We start from the raw sequence: 16915 nt of genomic DNA on the forward strand, positions 1-16915 counted from the left end.
TTTAAACTTTTTATTATGGTTAATTTAAATGAATATCTTGGCGGAATTGCCACCTCTATCGCTGAAGCTCGATTAATGTCTGATTTAAAATCTTTGGAAATTGCAGAGAAATTTGCAAAGCACGATTTGCTAAAGCATTTTACCATTCCTAGGTTCAAGGCTCAAAATATCGAACTTACCATTCCCGTTGCCATTAGCGAACTCTCGAATGATTATGAACAAGATTATGAACCCATTAATAATATCGAGTTTAATTCTCAAGCCTATAATATTCTCAAAAACACCTCTAAAGTAAATTCTTTTGATCGAAAAACTTCGACACTCTTGAGATCTCTAATTGCCGAAGAAACCGACATCTTAGAAAAGAATTTAAAAGCTAATGAAAATAACAACGAGTTTCTGAATCAATTTTCAATGAGAGTTGCTGAGCGATTTTTATCTATTTATCCCAAAAAATTGGATTACAATTCTCTTACTAAGCAACTTCAGTTGAATTTGAAATCACTTATTTCCTCTAAACAAGTTGTAAAACAAAACACTAAAGTAATTGTTGAAGCCCATAAACTAAACGAAATCAAGCCAGAAAATATTGTCCAAATAAAAATGACATTAAACGAAGAAGGCATGGAATGGTATACTTCAGAAAATGATAATGGAGAAATAGAATCAAAATTACTTCCTGAATAATCATGAGAAAGTCCATTACAAAAATAACATCCGATATTACTTTACAACTAAATAATATTTCACCTATTGCCGATCAAATTCAGAAAAAAAGCACCGTAAGTATTCGTAACTTTTCGAAATGGCTTACGACAACAGAGGACGTTTTAAAAAATTTAAACCTACCAGAATCTTCTAAATTCTCTGCCAAACGAGCTGAATTGAGTGCTTTTATTCCATCAAATGGCGGAAGTAAAAAAAAGGAACATCTTTTTTTTACTGCTACTTTGTTAACTCGAGCACAAGAAGACCTATGGGACGTTTTTTCCAGTTTCAACGAAAAGCTTGAAAATGCTAAAAAGTTAATTAATCAACTTTTAGGCTTGTTATACCAAACCAATGAATTTAAATACGACCCCAATGAAGATTTCACAGTTTTTATTCATGAGCTTTGGAGTTTTTGCCACCAACACGAACAATTAAAAGGAATAACTGGGCAAATACTTTCATTGGTTAATAAATCAGATATAATTATCATTATGGCCAATGAGATAGATTTAGAAAATTTATAACAAAAAAATACTTCCAAAACCCCTATTTTTAGCCCATGAATTTGAATAAAATAGAACATATTGGAATAGCGGTTAAAGATTTAGATAAATCAAACAAGCTATTTGCTTCTCTTTTTGGAGAGGCACATTACAAAATTGAAGAAGTAGCGAGTGAAGGAGTTAAAACCTCCTTTTTTAAATCAGGTCCTAATAAAATCGAATTATTAGAAGCTACAAAAACAGATAGTCCCATTGCTAAATTTATCGATAAAAAAGGAGAAGGAATTCATCATATTGCTTTTGCGGTTGATAATATTGAAATGGAAATTACTCGTTTAAAACAAGAAGGATTTACAGTTTTAAATGAAACACCTAAAAAAGGAGCGGACAATAAATTAGTTGCATTCTTGCACCCTAAAACTACCAATGGAGTTCTTATTGAATTGTGCCAAGAAATTCCTTCGAATTTTAAATAAAAGAACAATAAAGTTTGAACTTTTTCATTTAATTTAATGGAGTTATTTTCATCCTACCGAAAGATTTAGAATTGAAGAATAATTGTCTGGTCAATGATTGACATTTGATTCTTGATTTTATATCTTGCGGAGTTAAAACAGCCATCTAAAATGAGCACATCTTTTGATTCTTTTCAAAAACGTCGATTGCAATCCTCGTATGTATCTGTTGTCGTAAGTATCGCTTTGGTACTTTTCATGATTGGCATACTTGGGTTTGTTTTGCTTAAATCTACAAATGTTGCCAACCATTTTAAAGAAAAAGTTGTGATGACTTTATTCTTAAAAGACGATGTTTCTAAAAAACAATTAGAAAATTTGCAAGCCTCAATAAAAAAAGAGGCGTATACCAAACATATTCTTTACATCACGAAAGACGAAGCTGCCAAAGCCTATAAAAAGGATTTAGGTGAAGATTTTTTACAGTTTCTTGGAGATAACCCTCTTAAAAATGGGATTGATATTTATTTAAATGCTGATTTTGTCACTCCTGAAAAAATGAGTGAAATTGAAAATACTTATCAAAAAAATAGTTTGATTGCTGAAGTAAATTACGATAAGCCATTGGTAAACTTATTGACTAAAAACATAAAGAAAATGAGTTTTTGGTTGTTAGTTTTAAGTGGTTTCTTCGGCTTAGTTGCCATTATTTTAATAAACAGTTCAATTAGACTCGCTATTTATTCCAAACGTTTTAACATTAAAACCATGCAAATGGTTGGAGCAACAAAACGTTTTATTAGAAAACCTTTTATTTGGCAAAGCATTAAACTAGGCGTTTTAGGCGCCTTTATCTCGCTAATCGGTTTATTTATTATCATTTATTATGTCGATAAATATGTTCCGACATTAGCTTTATTGAAAGACTACTTATCATTAACTTATATTGCAGGGGGAGTGTTATTAAGTGCATTTATTATTACTTGGATTAGTACATTTTTTGCAACTCAACGCTTTTTAAACCTACAAACGAACGATTTATATTATTAAAAATGAAAAATAACAAGGAAACAGAAAGTAGCTTTCTTTTCGGAAAGAGAAATTACATTATCATGCTTATTGGTTTAGCTGTAATTGCTCTTGGCTTCATACTCATGGCAGGAGGAGGTAGTGATGACCCCAATGTATTCAACCCTGAACTTTATAGCTGGAGAAGAATTCGTTTGGCCCCTACTTTAGTGCTTATTGGATTTGGTATAGAAATTTATGCTATTTTAGCCAACCCAAAAAAATAAAATGGATTTACTAGAAGCAATTATCCTTGGTATTATTCAAGGGCTTACTGAATTTTTACCAGTATCATCAAGTGGACACTTGGAAATAGCAAAAGCTATTTTTGGTAACACTTCTGTTCCTGAGGAAAGTTTAACTTTCACGGTGGTTTTACATGCTGCTACTGCATTGAGTACTTTGGTAATTTTCAGGAAGGAAGTTATTGAAATTTTATCAGGATTGTTTCAATTTAAATGGAATGAGCAAACCAAATTTTCAGTTAAAATAGTTTTATCAATGATTCCTGCTGTAATTATTGGTTTGGCTTTCGAAGATGAACTCGAAAGTTTTTTTGGAGGGAAAATTCTTTTAGTGGGTTGCATGCTTCTAGTAACAGCTCTGCTTCTTTTATTAGCAGACAGAGCCAAAAACACAGATAAAAAAGTATCTTTTAGCAATTCTGTTGTTATCGGTATTTCACAAGCAATTGCGATGCTTCCTGGTATTTCTCGTTCTGGTGCTACAATTTCAACATCTGTTTTATTAGGAGTTGACAGAACAAAAGCTGCTCGTTTTTCTTTTTTAATGGTTGTTCCTTTAATTTTAGGTAAGGTTGCTAAAGATATACTTGGAGGAGATATTAACCTTCAAAGTTCGGAAATACTTCCTTTATCAGTTGGGTTCATCGCTGCTTTTGTCTCTGGACTTTTAGCATGTCAATGGATGATTGCTTTAGTTAAAAGAAGTAAACTTTCTTATTTTTCTATTTATTGCGCAATTGTAGGTGTTATTGCGATTGTATATTCTTTATTTTTTTAAATGACAGTTGAAGATTTTAAAAACGGACAGGTTTTATTAATTGATAAACCTTTAGAGTGGACTTCTTTCCAAGTAGTTAACAAATTGCGTTGGCATATTAGAAAGCACTATAATCTGAAAAAAATAAAAGTAGGACATGCAGGGACATTAGACCCTTTAGCTACTGGTTTACTAATTATCTGTACGGGTAAACAAACGAAAAGTATTGAAACCTATCAAGGGCAAATAAAAGAATATACCGGTACATTTACCATTGGTGCTACAACGCCTAGCTATGATTTAGAAACAGAAATAGATCATACTTTTCCTACGGAGCACATTACTCCTGAGTTAATTCAGGAAACAACAACAAAATTCGTAGGAAAAATTCAACAGAAACCGCCTATTTTCTCAGCAATCAAAAAAGAGGGGAAACGTTTATATGAACTCGCAAGAGCCGGAAAAACTACAGAAATAAAATCTAGAGAAATAGAAATTAAAGAGTTTGAAATAACCAAAATAGATTTTCCTAAAGTAGCATTTAGAGTTGTTTGTAGCAAAGGAACTTATATTAGATCTTTAGCATATGATTTTGGCTTAGCTCTAAATTCCGGAGCGCATTTATCAAGCTTAAGAAGAACTAAAATTGGTGATTTCTCAGTCGACAACGCTCAATCTATTGATGAATTTGTTGCCTCATTAGAAAGTTAAAATTATCTGTTTTTACTTTTAAAATTCGCTATATTCAATTTTTCTTTAGCCAATTCATTTTCTGGAAATAACTCCAGTGCTTTTCGAAATTGATATCGGGCATTTTTGTAATGTCCTTCTCTAAGCCATTTATTTCCATCATCAATATAAAACCTATATTTGGGTATATTTAATTTCATATACGCCACTCTTTCCATTTCTTTTAATTCCTTTCTCTTTCCTTTTTCTTGAATAATTACAGAGGTTGTCAGAATTATGAAAACTAAAGTAACCGTCAATACTATTATGCATTCCAAAACTTTATCAAAATATTTTTTTTTAATAATTTTTTCTTTGATCGTTTGAAGTTTGTCTAATGAAACTATTTTAAAACTTAACTTTCCTTTTGCTTCTTTTAATGTATCTGCCCTAGTTCTTTCAAACAAATGTTTCTTCCGAAATAATTCTCTATTATTTCTAAGTATTGGCTGTGTGATGTAAATCTCTTTTCTTCTAATCATTTATAGCTTTTATATTATTAGTATTAAAAAGAGCATAGTGTTACAATTAATGGAACAGTTTTTGTTAATTCTGATGAAAACTTAATATAAAATGAAAAACCTCCTACTAACTACTGCTTTATTATTTGCAATTCATACTTTTTGCCAAACAAGCAAAGGTCATCCTTTTTTCACAGGATCAATTAGCACTACCTTTGGGGTAAATCAAGATTATGAATTGTTCAATAACGACGATGACGAAACATTCATAGAACCAAAATCTGTTTTAATAAGAACTGGAATTGGATATCAATTTGATAAACGATGGGCTTCAAGTATAAATATTGGTTATGATCATCACTTTTCTTACGCAATTAATTCTATCCCTATGTACGGTAGTTTACGATACAATTTTATTGTGGATGATAGCCAAGCTTGGTTTTTAGAAGGCAGTTATGGCCAAATGTTCCGCCCGTCTAGAAGGTTCTCAAACGGAAACTACTATAAGGCGGGAATCGGTCTTTTAGGACTAAGTGACAACCGTTGGAATGGAATCATTAAATTAGAATTTCATAGAAAAAAAATTGCTGGATTTCGAAATGGAAATCTCGACAGTATTTCCTTGGGAATTGGCTTTAGTTTCTTTTAAAAGTTTACAAAAATCGGTTATACCAACTCTCTGACATTGGGACTTCCCAATAATTTTCAAGGTCATATTTTGACTGAACAAGATTATCAAAAACAATAGTTTTGGATGAAACCGATTTTTCTTTTAACATCTTTTTAAAAGCTTTTATTTCTTTGTACTGAACAAATTCACCTTGTTTAAAGCACACATTCATTTTATCCAGTAAATCTATTTCATATTCATTCTGAAGTAACAATATAAAAGATACTTGCTCATCTATATCCGTGCTTTTTAGTGAAACATTTTTTTCTGCATAAAACACAATAAAACGATTGTATTTAATCTCAAATGAAGCTTTAAATTCTTCATCAGAGTTTTTCCAAGATGAAACAAAAGCTTGTAGTTTTCCTTTTAAATCTTCTATTTCCTGTGGATAAAATTTTCGACTTGCTGGATATATCCACACTCTAGCTTCATCTGATAACGTATCATGTTCTATAAACATACTATTGTTGTATTAAAAAACCGTTTGATGATAAAATCATCAAACGGTAATATAACTTTTAATTTTAATTAGTTGAATAACGATAATAAATCCTCTTCGGTATTCCTACCTTTATTTTTATTGTACCAAAGTTGCAAATCTTTTTTGAATTCTGCATCTATTTTTCCATTTTTTTCTTTATAATTTTTAACCATCGATGTTGCCTCACTCGGACGAGGTCCCCAAGTACCTATTACATTCTTATTTTTATCTAAAGCAATAAGCTTAGGAATAGCCTTTCCCCCGTTGGTTAAAAACTCATTCATTAACTCTACATTTTCATCTCTTAAGACAAATTTCAAGCTAATTTTCGAATTCTCTTCTGCAATTTTATTAATAACTGGAATATTCTGTGCTGCATCTCCACACCATCCTTCTGTCAATACTAGCCAAGTTTGTTCGTTTTGGTATTCCTGCACCTTACTTTTTACATCATCTGAAATCTTAATAGTCTTATCCAAACGACTCATTCTCCTATCGTTTAAAACACTATAATTTAACAAATCTTCGGATTGCACATCTCCAGTTGATTTCTTTTCTTTAATCAAAGTGCTAACTAAAGATCTATATTCTGTATAAGATATTGCTTTTTGCAAACTACTTTCAATTATGTCTTTCATCTATTTTATCTTTTTACACAAAAGTATTTATTAAAAATACTTTTATACATTACTAATGTTACAATTGCGTAATCTTAGACGTAAAATTTTAATAGTTCTTACGATAGTAGTTCTTCATGCTTTCTTAGGTTAGTTACAATATCTTCTGTCATTGATCGCAAATCATATGCATGTTCCCATCCCCAATCTTTCCTCGCCGCCGAATCATCAATTATTCGAGGCCAAGAATCTGCTATATCTTGTCTAAAATCTGGTTTATAAACGATTTCAAAATCAGGAATGTAGTTTTTTATCTCCTGAGCAATTTCTTTTGGTGTAAAACTAATTGCTGCGAGATTGTATGAAGTTCTTGTTTTGATACTCTGAGAATCTGCTTTCATGATGTTCACTGTTGCTTTAATAGCATCCTCCATATACATCATAGGTAATCTCGTATCTTCAGATAAAAAACACTCGAAATTCCCTTTTCTTAGAGCTTCGAAATAAATATCTACCGCATAATCTGTAGTTCCACCGCCAGGTAATGATTTCCAACTAATGATACCAGGGTAACGAATACTTCTTACATCGACATCATATTTTTCATAGTAATAATTACACCAATGTTCGCCAGCCACTTTACTTATTCCATAAACTGTTGTTGGCTCCATTACAGTTTGTTGAGGAGTATTAATCTTTGGAGATGTACTTCCAAATACTGCCATTGAACTAGGCCAAAAAACTTTTTCAATATATTTTTCTTTGGCTAAATCAAGCACAGCCAATAAAGAAGTCATGTTTAATTCCCATCCTTTCTGAGGATACTTCTCTGCTGTAGCAGAAAGCATAGCGGCCATTAAATAGACCTGTTTTACATCATGCTTCTTAATTACTTCTAAAATCCGCTCTTTACTCGTCGCATCAACGATTTCAAATGGTCCTGATCCCATCATCTCTTCTCTTCCTTCCCTTATATCAGAAGCTACAACATTTTCATTTCCAAACTCTTCTCTCAACTTTTCAGTTAAAGCTGTCCCAATTTGCCCGCAAGCTCCTATGATTAATATCTTACTCATTATTAATTATTCAAAAATACGACCTTACAAAGGTATTAAATTTAAGATTTCACAAAAGAAAAATATGCTTTTTTGAGTATTAACAAAACCATAAAATTTTCGTATCGATTTGGTATACATTTTTAAAGCCGTATTTTTACAACCATGAGCAATAAGGTACACTTTCAGTTTTTTTTTAGTATTATAATAGTCATTTTGTTATTCTCTTGTAAATCGCAAAAAAAAGAGGCCATAGAACAAAACACTACTGTAAATTCGAAAATGGATATTCCGAAAAAGCACACCTCAAAAAAACTAGATAGCCTTTCTTTAAATAATATTCGATTATGGAAAGAATATTTCGATTTAAAAGACTTTTTAAAAGTTTATGAAGAAATATCCTCTCGTGAAGCACTCAATAATGCTTTAGAGTTAAAACAACTAACTAAGTTAGCCAAAGATAGTATTGACATTGAAGAATTAAAAGCACCTGCCTTTAAAGCTAGAATTAATGTTTTTCAAAACGAAGTATTAAGATTAGCTGACATGACTTACATCCCTGCAATTACAGCCAAAGAAATAGACTTACAAGTAAAAAATGTATTCTCTACATTTAGTAGTTTAAACTCAAAAATTGAGCATACTTTCCGAAAGAAATCATTTGACAATTCTGTTAAAATAGATAGTATTTTCAATAAAATACGTTAATTTAGTCGGGTTAATTCAAATTAGCTTGTTACTATACTTTAGAATAACTCTCTAAAACCTAATTCTTCCTTAACAAAAAATAAGGTTTTAGTACTATATAATAATACACAGAATGAAGAAAACAATTACTTTTTTACTACTACTTGTTGTACCCTATTCATTTTTTGGACAAATTCAAACGAATGCTCCTTGGATGCATAATAATCAACAAAGAAGATCTAATAATTCTCTTAAAGAAATTTCTGAAACAGCAGAACGTTATTTCGAAACAATAGATAAAGAGAAAAAAGGAAGTGGATACAAACCTTTTAAAAGATGGGAAAACCATTGGTCTGACTACCTTAAACCTGATGGTTCTATTGCTCCAGCAAGTGATTTATGGGCCGCATGGCGAGAGAAAAATAACATGAGCAGAAGAAATCCGAATAATAATGGTCAATGGGAGCCTCTTGGCCCCTATGAAAACTCTAATAGATTTGGAGCAAGAAATTTCCAACAAACTGGACAAGGTCGAGTTAATGCTATCGCTGTTGACCCTAACAACTCTAACACCTATTACGTAGGTTCTCCTGCTGGAGGTATTTGGAAATCTACCGATGCTGGTTTAAACTGGCAGCCACTAACTGATTACCTACCTCAAATTGGTGTTTCTGGAATTGCTGTTCATCCGAATGATTCAAAAATCATCTATATTGCCACAGGTGATGATGACGCCGATGATTCATATTCTGTTGGAGTTTGGAAAACTACAGATGGAGGAAGCACTTGGCAAAGTACTGGAGCTATTCCTGGAAATCCGACTAGCTCAGTTAACGAAATTTATATTCATCCAAACTCTCCTGAAACAGTTTTGGTGGCTACAAGCTCTGGAGTTCAAAAAACAACTAATGGAGGTACCAGTTGGACTACAAAATTGAATGCCGAAATTATAGACATTAAGATGAAACCAGGTGACCCTAATACTTGGTACGCACTTTCCAAAACTAAATTTTACAAATCAAGTAATGGAGGAGAGTCGTTCAATGAGGTCACAATAACCGGATTAACTAACTCTACAAGAATGACAATGGATGTTACTGTTGCAAACCCTAATTATGTATATATAATTAGTGCTGGTAACAACCGTAGCAACTTTAATGGAATTTATAAATCTACAAACAGTGGAGATAGTTTTACAAGAACTGCTGAAACAAATGATATATTTGCAAGTACTCAAGCATGGTATGACCTTGCTCTTACTGTTTCTTCTTCAAACCCAGAGATTGTTTATGTTGGTGTTTTAGACATATGGAAATCTACTAATGGTGGCGGATCTTTCTCCAAAATAAATAGTTGGAGTAATTACAACCAAACAAGCTATACTCATGCTGATATCCATTTTTTAAGATTTATCGATGGTAAGTTTTTCGCTGGTACCGATGGAGGAATCTACGTTTCCACTAATGAAGGATCTAGTTTTACCGATTTAACAAAGAAAATTGCTATTAGTCAATTTTACAAAATATCGATCTCTCAGCAAAAAGTTAACACTATAGCGGGAGGATTACAAGATAACGGAGGTTTTGGTTTAACTGACGGAAACTGGTACAACTATCATGGTGGAGACGGTATGGAAGGAGTTGTTGATATAAATGACTCAGGTACTTTTTATGGCTTCACTCAATTTGGAGGAAGTTTAAATGTATCTCAAGATGGAGGAAAAACACCGTCGTATTGGGTTGGAGCTCCCAGTGACGAAACTGGCCCTGGTGACAGTGGTGGAGAATGGATTACTCCAATGTCTATGAACAGTTCGGGAGAACTATTTTCAGGATTCAGTCAAATTTACAAGTTAGAAAACAGAGCATGGACAAAAGTATCAAATCATTCTTTTGGAGGTAACCTAGACAACATTGAAATTGATCCAAATGATGATAACTTCATGTTAGTTTCTAATTCTTTTAGCCTTTACAGAACTACAGATAAAGCAAGTACTTTCTCTAGAATTAATTTTTCAGGAGGAGAAATAGCTTCAATTGAAATTAGTAATACTGATGCTAATATAGCTTGGATTGTTGCTTCAGGCTCTATATTTAAAAGTACAAATATCAAGAGTCCTGCTCCTACATTTACCAATATTACAGGAAACCTACCTTCTGAAGGAAAGAATGTTATAAAACATCATACACGAAGCGGTAATAGTACTATTTATGTTGGTACAAATTTAGGTGTATATTATACAAATGATGATTTAACAACTTGGGAAACTTTTGACAATAACTTACCAAATACAAAAGTTACTGATCTTGAGGTAAACGAAGAAGATTCAAAATTGTATGCAGCTACTTACGGCAGAGGGATTTTTGTTACAGATATACCTAAGCAGTTACCTGCCAATGATGTTCGATTGATCTCTGTCAATGCTCCTTCAAATGATATTATTAATACGTCTGGTTCAATAGTTCCTAAAATAACCATTAAAAATCAGGGAACAGAGACCATGACCAGTGCTACTATAAGTTATAATTTTAATGGAGGCACAGTTAAAAACGAGAACTGGACTGGTTCTTTAGCCTCAGAGCAAACAACTGAAATAACCTTACCTACTGAAAATTTAGCTATTGGTACTTATGAAATAAATGTTACGGCAGAAATTGCTAATGATACTTATTCTACCAATAATAGCTCAAGAAAAATGTTTTCAGTTAATCATTTGAACGAAACACCTACAACGGTTAATTCATTCGAAAACGCAGAGGATGCCTTGCTATCACAAAATGATTTATGGGAACTAGGAACTGTAAATAAGACTTTATTATCGACCCCTAATGGACAGAAAGCGTATGCTACAAAACTAGCTGGAAATCACCCTGATAATACTACAGGATATCTCTATACGAAATACTATAACCTATCTAATGTTATTAATCCTATTTTAAGGTTTAAAATGGCTTTTGATATTGAACAAGATTGGGATTATATGATTGTTGAGCACTCAATAGATAAAGGCCTTAACTGGAGCGTTTTAGGGTCTGCGAATGACGCTAACTGGTATAATAGCAGTGCTACAGCTTCTCCTCCTCCATATAATGTACCATTACCTGGTAAGCAATGGACGGGTGAAGGAGAAGACAGTAATCCTTTAGGAGGAACAAACGCGACAAGTCATGATTATAGTTATGACCTAGCGAGCCTCCAAAGTGAAACTGAAATTGTTTTTAGATTTGCATTTCATGCTGATGCAGCAACTAATGAAGAAGGAGCTGTAATTGATGACTTAGTAATAGAAGGTACTTTATCTAGTGGTGATATCCAATTACTTGATAACGTATTAGTTTCTCCAAACCCTTCAGAAGGCATTTTCAACGTTAGATGGAAGTCAGAAGGCGCTAATATGCATTTCACAATCTTTGATATTACCGGAAAAACTATTGTTACGAAAAAGAACATTAACGAAAATAACTTCTATATTGATTTAAGTAATTTCACCAAAGGTATTTACTTACTTAATTTGAAAACAAATAATAAAATAGCAACTAAGAAATTGGTTTTAAACTAAACCAAGTTTTTGCTTAACCGCTACAATCCTCTTTAATATAAATTATATTAAAGAGGATTTTTTATTATCTCATTCAAAACCCCCATAATCAAATCAGTTTCATAACCACGATATTTAAGGTAATCAAACAACTTCTTTTTTCTTTTGTAGATATTCGTTTCGTTAATTGAACGATTTTTCTTTTCCACTAACTCATTCAATGTCCTTATATAGTCCTCTTTGTCAATTTCTTTTAATGCTATTTTTATATTAGCTGTAGTAATATCTCTTAGCTTAAGCTCTCTAACTATTCTTTCTTTTCCCCATTTCTTGATCCTAAACTTTCCTCTTGCGAAGCTTTTTGAGAAACGTTCTTCGTTTAAGAAATTATGTTCAAATAAATGCAACATAATCAACTCTCTCGCCTGGGGTATTAGTTGATATTCCCTCATCTTTGTTTCCACTTCCTTATGGCATCGATCCTGATAAACGCAGTACTGTTCTATCTTTCTCTTAATTTCTTCTACTGTAAAAACCTTCTTCATTCTAGCACAAAAATATCTTTTAATATAATTTTACAACTCCTTTACTGTATTTAAAAACGTATTCACTTCTTCTTTATAGCTCGCACCAATAGGAACCTCTATTGAGTCTATTTCAATTTCATTCGATGAAAATGCAGTTATTCTTTTTTTATTAATAATATATGATCTATGAACTCGAAAAAAATCTTGTTTTTTTAGATCCCTCTCCATGTCTCCTATTTTATACTTCACAACGATACGTTTATCATTCACAAGATGAATTCTAACATAATCTTTAATACTTTCCACAAACAAAATATCATCAAAAAAAACTTTATGATGCTTATTACCTGACTTTAAAAATTTGAATTCTCTTTCTTCAGATAGTACTTCTAACTCTGAAACATTTTGCTTTTTATTTCTTAAAAATCGATCAACCGACTTAAAAAAACGTTCGAAAGTTATTGGTTTGAGGAGATAATCGACCACATCCAAATCATAACTTTCAATGGCATAATCTCGATAAGCTGTTGTAAATATAGTTTTTGGCGGATTCTTTATTGTTTTCAGGAAATCTAGACCTGTAATATTAGGCATTTTAATATCTAAAAACATTAAATCTATTTCCTGAGTATTTAAAATTTCGAAAGCCTTCAAGGCGTTATTGCAGGTTGTAGAAACCTCTAAACTTTCGATTCTTTCAATATGTTTTTGAATCAACTGAACTGCTAAAGGTTCATCATCTACTATTAAACATCTTACTTTCATATCAATTCAAATTATCTAATTTCTAATTGATTTATTTTCAACTCAACATTGAACCAATTGCCTTTCACTTCTAAATCTAAATCATAAAAATTATGATATACCAAATCCAGTTGCTTACGAATATTAGATAACCCAATGCTTTCTTTTTTTACGACATAATCAACCGAAACAGTATTTGCAACTAAAAAAAACAATTCATTTCTATCACTAACCACTTTTATGTTAATCTCAGGAGAACCACTATCTTCTCCGGCTCCATGTTTAAAAGCATTTTCCACTAATGATAGTAAAATTAATGGTGGTATTTTGAGATTACTGTTTAACTCTTTTTCAAAGGTAACTTTAAGCCGTTCATCATACCTCAACTTTTCTAGTTCTATGTAATTTTCTAAAAGCTCAATTTCATTTGATAAAGCTACATACTTATCATTGCACCTGTATAAAACATGATCTAAGATTTCCGATAGCTTTCCTATTGATGTTGCCGTTTTTGGAGAATTACTTAAAGCCAACGTATAAACATTGTTTAAGGTATTAAATAAGAAATGTGGATTTAATTGAGCTTTTAACACCCTCAGCTCATTTTCACTTTTCTCTTTTTGGAATTTCAGATCTTTATCCTTCACCTTTCGATAATCCAGGAAGTATTTAACAAATAAAAAAACCAAAACTGCAGAATAAACATGAGGCATATAATGAATAAACAATTTCCCTAAATCACTTAAAATTTGAAGTATCGTTTCTTGCACAAAAACTCCTTCTCGTGCAATCGGTTCCGCTATATGAACCATAACTATTCTTGCAAACGCACTGAAAAAATACAAACCTAAAAGCGAAAGTAAAGCCGCTACGACATACTTTTTCGTTAAAATAAATTTAGGAATAACGAAATAGGCAAAGTAATAAGACGCCAAAATTTGACTCACCAAAAAACTGGTATTGTATACGGAAAGCTTAAAAACAGACTCATGATGCTCAAGTAAACCTTTTGGAACAGTCACCATTAGTACACATAACCAAAATAATATATGCCTTACTATTCTATTCTTCTGAAAAAAGGAAATAACAACGTTAAATTTATTCATAACAACAAAAATAGAAACTCAACCCTCAATTTTTGTTAAAAAAGACGAACTTCCTTCTTTTTCGCATAAAACCTAAGTTTCACCCCTTGAATACAGGATTCTTACCAATTTTTTGAATACGTCGATTATTCTGACACATTCATCTACTCTCTCAAAAGCGCCCAGTAAGTCCTCTCATATTTGCTTCTCAAACAGCAGTTAAATTATTACAGAATGAAAAGCAAACTATTTACTTTATTATTTCTTACCTCCTTTGTTAGCATAGCGCAGTTATCAATTAGAGGTAAAATCCTTGAAAAAAAGGGGAATATTCCACTGGAGTATGCTACAGTTATAATCACTAACCCCTTAAACAACGAGATTATAACCGGAGAATCAACAAATCAAACTGGTGAATTCTCTTTATCTCTTAAACCAGGAATTTATGACTTAAAAGTAGAATTTATAGGCTTTAGAAATTACGTTAATAAAAATGTCCATTTCAAAAAAAACACTAATCTCCCAACCATCTTTTTAGAGGAAGATGCGGAAGCATTAGAAGAGGTTCAAGTTATTGCAGAAAAATCGACCACTGAATATAAATTGGACAAGCGTGTATTTAACGTAGGAAAAGATTTACTATCAAAAGGTGGAAACGTAAACGACATTTTAAATAATGTTCCTTCTGTAAATGTTGATGCAGAAGGAAGTGTTAGTTTACGTGGAAATTCAAGTGTCCGAATCCTTATTAACGGAAAACCATCAGTATTAACCAATAATAACGGTCTAGAGCAAATTCCTTCTGAAAGCATTGAAAAAGTAGAAGTAATTACAAATCCATCTGCAAAATATGATGCAGAAGGTACCGCTGGTATCATTAACATTATTTTGAAAAAGAACAAAATTGGAGGCTTTGGTAGCTCACTTCAATTAACCTCAGGGATTCCCGATAATCATGGTATCAATTATAATGTAAATTACAAAAAGGAAAAGTTTAATTTGTTCTCTAATTTTAGATACCGCCATATTTCTTTTAATGGAAATAGTTCATTATTTAGAACAGACTTTAACAACAACGAAATTGAATCATTTTTAGAAAGAACTACAGAAACAGAATCTACCTACAAGGTTTTAAACATCTATTTTGGAGGAGACTATTATATCAATGATTTCAACACCATAACATTAAGCTATTATCATAGAGGAAATGTAAGTTATCGAAACACCGATTACAGCTTTAATAGTTTGGATAAACACAGAGAGTTAACCCAAAGTTTATTCAATCGTGAAAGTTATAGAGAACCACAAAAAGCCAATCAATTAGAGTTAAACTATATCAAAACATTCGATAAAAAAGGGCAAAAACTTACTGTAAATCTTCAGTATGAATTTTGGAATGATGATGAGAACGAATTTATTGAAGAAAGTCAAACCTTCCCTACTGAAGTAGCTACTGGAAATCTTTCATCTCGAGATATTGAAAGTAGCAAAGATTTTCTTTTCCAATCTGACTTCAAAATGCCTATTACTCCAAAATCATATGTTGAAATCGGTATTAAAGGAGAAGTTAGAAATATTGATAGTGACTATACAGTATGGGATAACGGAAATGTTATTAACAGATTTGACAACCTTTTAAAATATAATGAAGGGATTTATGGAGCTTACTTACAATATGGAAACAAAGAAAACAAATTTCAATATTTGTTAGGTTTACGTGCTGAACATTCTAATACTGGAAGTACTGATACAAAAGGATTTTTTACGACCGACAAGAACTACACTGATTTATTTCCTACAGTTCATTTGACCTATAATTTTACAAAATCGACTAATTTACAATTAAGTTACAGCAGAAGAATTCGTCGTCCAAGGTTTTGGCAATTGAATCCTTTTGGAGGATATTCCGATCGCAAAAACTACCGCATAGGAAATCCAGATTTAAATCCAATGTACACTAACTCTTTTGAGCTTGGGACCTTAAAAAGGTGGAATAAATTTACTGTGAATCCATCTATTTATTTTCAACGAACTACAAATTTATTTGAGACGCAAATATTCATAGAAACTGACGGCGCTCTTGTTTCAATGCCTGTAAACTCAGGAACCGAAAGCAGAGCAGGAGCCGAACTTGCTTTAAGATATTCTCCATTTAAATGGTTACGACTATCAAGTGAATTCAATTATTCCACCTATCAACAAAAAGGGCTATATGATGTGAATGACGATGCTTGGTCTTCTCGTTTAAACTCACGTTTTAGATTTTCTAAATTTAGTATTCAAACCAGTTTAAACTATCAAGGCGCAAGAGAAAGTGGGCAAACTTTTACCGATGATATTTATTTTGCCAATATCGGCTTCAGTAAAGACTTTTGGAATGATAGAGCTTCCTTAAGTTTAAATATGAATAATATTTTCGATTCAAGGATTACAGAAAGATTAATCACGGGTGAGAATTACACCTCTAGAACAAGTTTTAGAAGAATGGGTAGAAACAGTACGGTTACATTTACCTATAGATTTAACAGAACAAAAAAAGATAGGGATCGCTTACCTGACTAATCCTATTACTATTATTC

Annotated in this window: 18 protein-coding genes; 11 read left to right on the plus strand and 7 right to left on the minus strand. The window is 32.0% G+C overall.

Going from position 1 to position 16915, the window contains the following annotated elements; translation table 11 throughout:
* Positions 1–15 precede the first annotated feature (15 nt).
* The 7 genes from BLW23_RS22460 (at position 16) to truB (ending at position 4450) form a co-directional block, all read left to right on the plus strand.
* Positions 16–687, plus strand: coding sequence for a hypothetical protein (locus tag BLW23_RS22460; protein ID WP_093674168.1), 672 nt, complete (start codon positions 16–18; stop codon positions 685–687).
* Positions 688–689: 2 nt separating this feature from the next.
* Positions 690–1235, plus strand: a complete 546-nt coding sequence (locus tag BLW23_RS22465) for a hypothetical protein (protein WP_093674171.1) — start codon at positions 690–692, stop codon at positions 1233–1235.
* Positions 1236–1276: 41 nt separating this feature from the next.
* Positions 1277–1690: a methylmalonyl-CoA epimerase gene (mce, locus tag BLW23_RS22470; RefSeq protein WP_093674418.1), complete on the plus strand. Its 414-nt coding sequence runs from the start codon at positions 1277–1279 to the stop codon at positions 1688–1690.
* A 150-nt stretch (positions 1691–1840) separates the two neighbouring features.
* Positions 1841–2719 carry a cell division protein FtsX gene (locus BLW23_RS22475; RefSeq protein WP_093674173.1) on the plus strand — a complete coding sequence of 293 codons (879 nt, stop codon included), beginning with the start codon at positions 1841–1843 and terminating at the stop codon, positions 2717–2719.
* A gap of 2 nt (positions 2720–2721) precedes the next feature.
* Positions 2722–2964, plus strand: coding sequence for a DUF3098 domain-containing protein (locus tag BLW23_RS22480; protein WP_093674175.1), 243 nt, complete (start codon positions 2722–2724; stop codon positions 2962–2964).
* Between the two features lies 1 nt (position 2965).
* On the plus strand, positions 2966–3760 hold the full coding sequence (locus BLW23_RS22485) for an undecaprenyl-diphosphate phosphatase (protein WP_093674177.1): 795 nt from the start codon (positions 2966–2968) through the stop codon (positions 3758–3760).
* The gene (truB, locus tag BLW23_RS22490; protein ID WP_093674179.1) at positions 3761–4450 is read left to right on the plus strand and encodes a tRNA pseudouridine(55) synthase TruB; all 690 of its coding nucleotides are present in this window, start codon (positions 3761–3763) and stop codon (positions 4448–4450) included.
* A 2-nt stretch (positions 4451–4452) separates the two neighbouring features.
* Here the strand turns inward: truB and BLW23_RS22495 are convergent, their stop codons facing one another.
* Positions 4453–4950: a hypothetical protein gene (locus tag BLW23_RS22495; protein WP_093674181.1), complete on the minus strand. Its 498-nt coding sequence runs from the start codon at positions 4948–4950 to the stop codon at positions 4453–4455.
* Positions 4951–5041: 91 nt separating this feature from the next.
* Between BLW23_RS22495 and BLW23_RS22500 the strand changes: the two genes are divergently transcribed.
* Positions 5042–5578 (plus strand): hypothetical protein, encoded by a 537-nt coding sequence (locus tag BLW23_RS22500; protein WP_093674183.1) that lies wholly within the window; start codon positions 5042–5044, stop codon positions 5576–5578.
* A 4-nt stretch (positions 5579–5582) separates the two neighbouring features.
* Here BLW23_RS22500 and BLW23_RS22505 read toward each other — a convergent pair whose 3' ends face one another.
* The 3 genes from BLW23_RS22505 to BLW23_RS22515 all read right to left on the minus strand — a co-directional run bounded on the left by BLW23_RS22505 (position 5583) and on the right by BLW23_RS22515 (position 7776).
* On the minus strand, positions 5583–6062 hold the full coding sequence (locus BLW23_RS22505) for an ABC transporter ATPase (RefSeq protein WP_093674185.1): 480 nt from the start codon (positions 6060–6062) through the stop codon (positions 5583–5585).
* Between the two features lie 68 nt (positions 6063–6130).
* Positions 6131–6721, minus strand: a complete 591-nt coding sequence (locus BLW23_RS22510) for a thioredoxin family protein (protein WP_093674187.1) — start codon at positions 6719–6721, stop codon at positions 6131–6133.
* A 98-nt stretch (positions 6722–6819) separates the two neighbouring features.
* Positions 6820–7776: an NAD-dependent epimerase/dehydratase family protein gene (locus BLW23_RS22515; protein ID WP_093674189.1), complete on the minus strand. Its 957-nt coding sequence runs from the start codon at positions 7774–7776 to the stop codon at positions 6820–6822.
* A 144-nt stretch (positions 7777–7920) separates the two neighbouring features.
* Between BLW23_RS22515 and BLW23_RS22520 the strand changes: the two genes are divergently transcribed.
* Both BLW23_RS22520 and BLW23_RS22525 read left to right on the plus strand, forming a co-directional pair.
* The gene (locus BLW23_RS22520) at positions 7921–8463 is read left to right on the plus strand and encodes a hypothetical protein (protein WP_093674191.1); all 543 of its coding nucleotides are present in this window, start codon (positions 7921–7923) and stop codon (positions 8461–8463) included.
* A 112-nt stretch (positions 8464–8575) separates the two neighbouring features.
* Positions 8576–12001, plus strand: coding sequence for a T9SS type A sorting domain-containing protein (locus BLW23_RS22525; RefSeq protein ID WP_093674193.1), 3426 nt, complete (start codon positions 8576–8578; stop codon positions 11999–12001).
* 47 nt (positions 12002–12048) lie between these two features.
* On the opposite strand, the gene BLW23_RS22530 is transcribed toward BLW23_RS22525, so the two are convergent.
* Genes BLW23_RS22530 through BLW23_RS22540 form a run of 3 tightly spaced genes read right to left on the minus strand, consistent with a single transcriptional unit; the run spans position 12049 to position 14357 of the window.
* Entirely contained in the window at positions 12049–12525 is a 477-nt protein-coding gene (locus tag BLW23_RS22530; RefSeq protein WP_093674195.1) for a regulatory protein RecX, read from the minus strand.
* A 30-nt stretch (positions 12526–12555) separates the two neighbouring features.
* Positions 12556–13272 (minus strand): LytR/AlgR family response regulator transcription factor, encoded by a 717-nt coding sequence (locus tag BLW23_RS22535; protein ID WP_093674197.1) that lies wholly within the window; start codon positions 13270–13272, stop codon positions 12556–12558.
* Positions 13273–13283: 11 nt separating this feature from the next.
* Entirely contained in the window at positions 13284–14357 is a 1074-nt protein-coding gene (locus tag BLW23_RS22540; protein ID WP_255362866.1) for a sensor histidine kinase, read from the minus strand.
* A 213-nt stretch (positions 14358–14570) separates the two neighbouring features.
* Between BLW23_RS22540 and BLW23_RS22545 the strand changes: the two genes are divergently transcribed.
* Entirely contained in the window at positions 14571–16898 is a 2328-nt protein-coding gene (locus tag BLW23_RS22545) for a TonB-dependent receptor (protein WP_093674199.1), read from the plus strand.
* Positions 16899–16915: the final 17 nt, after the last annotated feature.

Origin of the sequence: Tenacibaculum sp. MAR_2009_124 (assembly GCF_900105455.1) — a bacterium.
GTDB lineage: Bacteria > Bacteroidota > Bacteroidia > Flavobacteriales > Flavobacteriaceae > Polaribacter.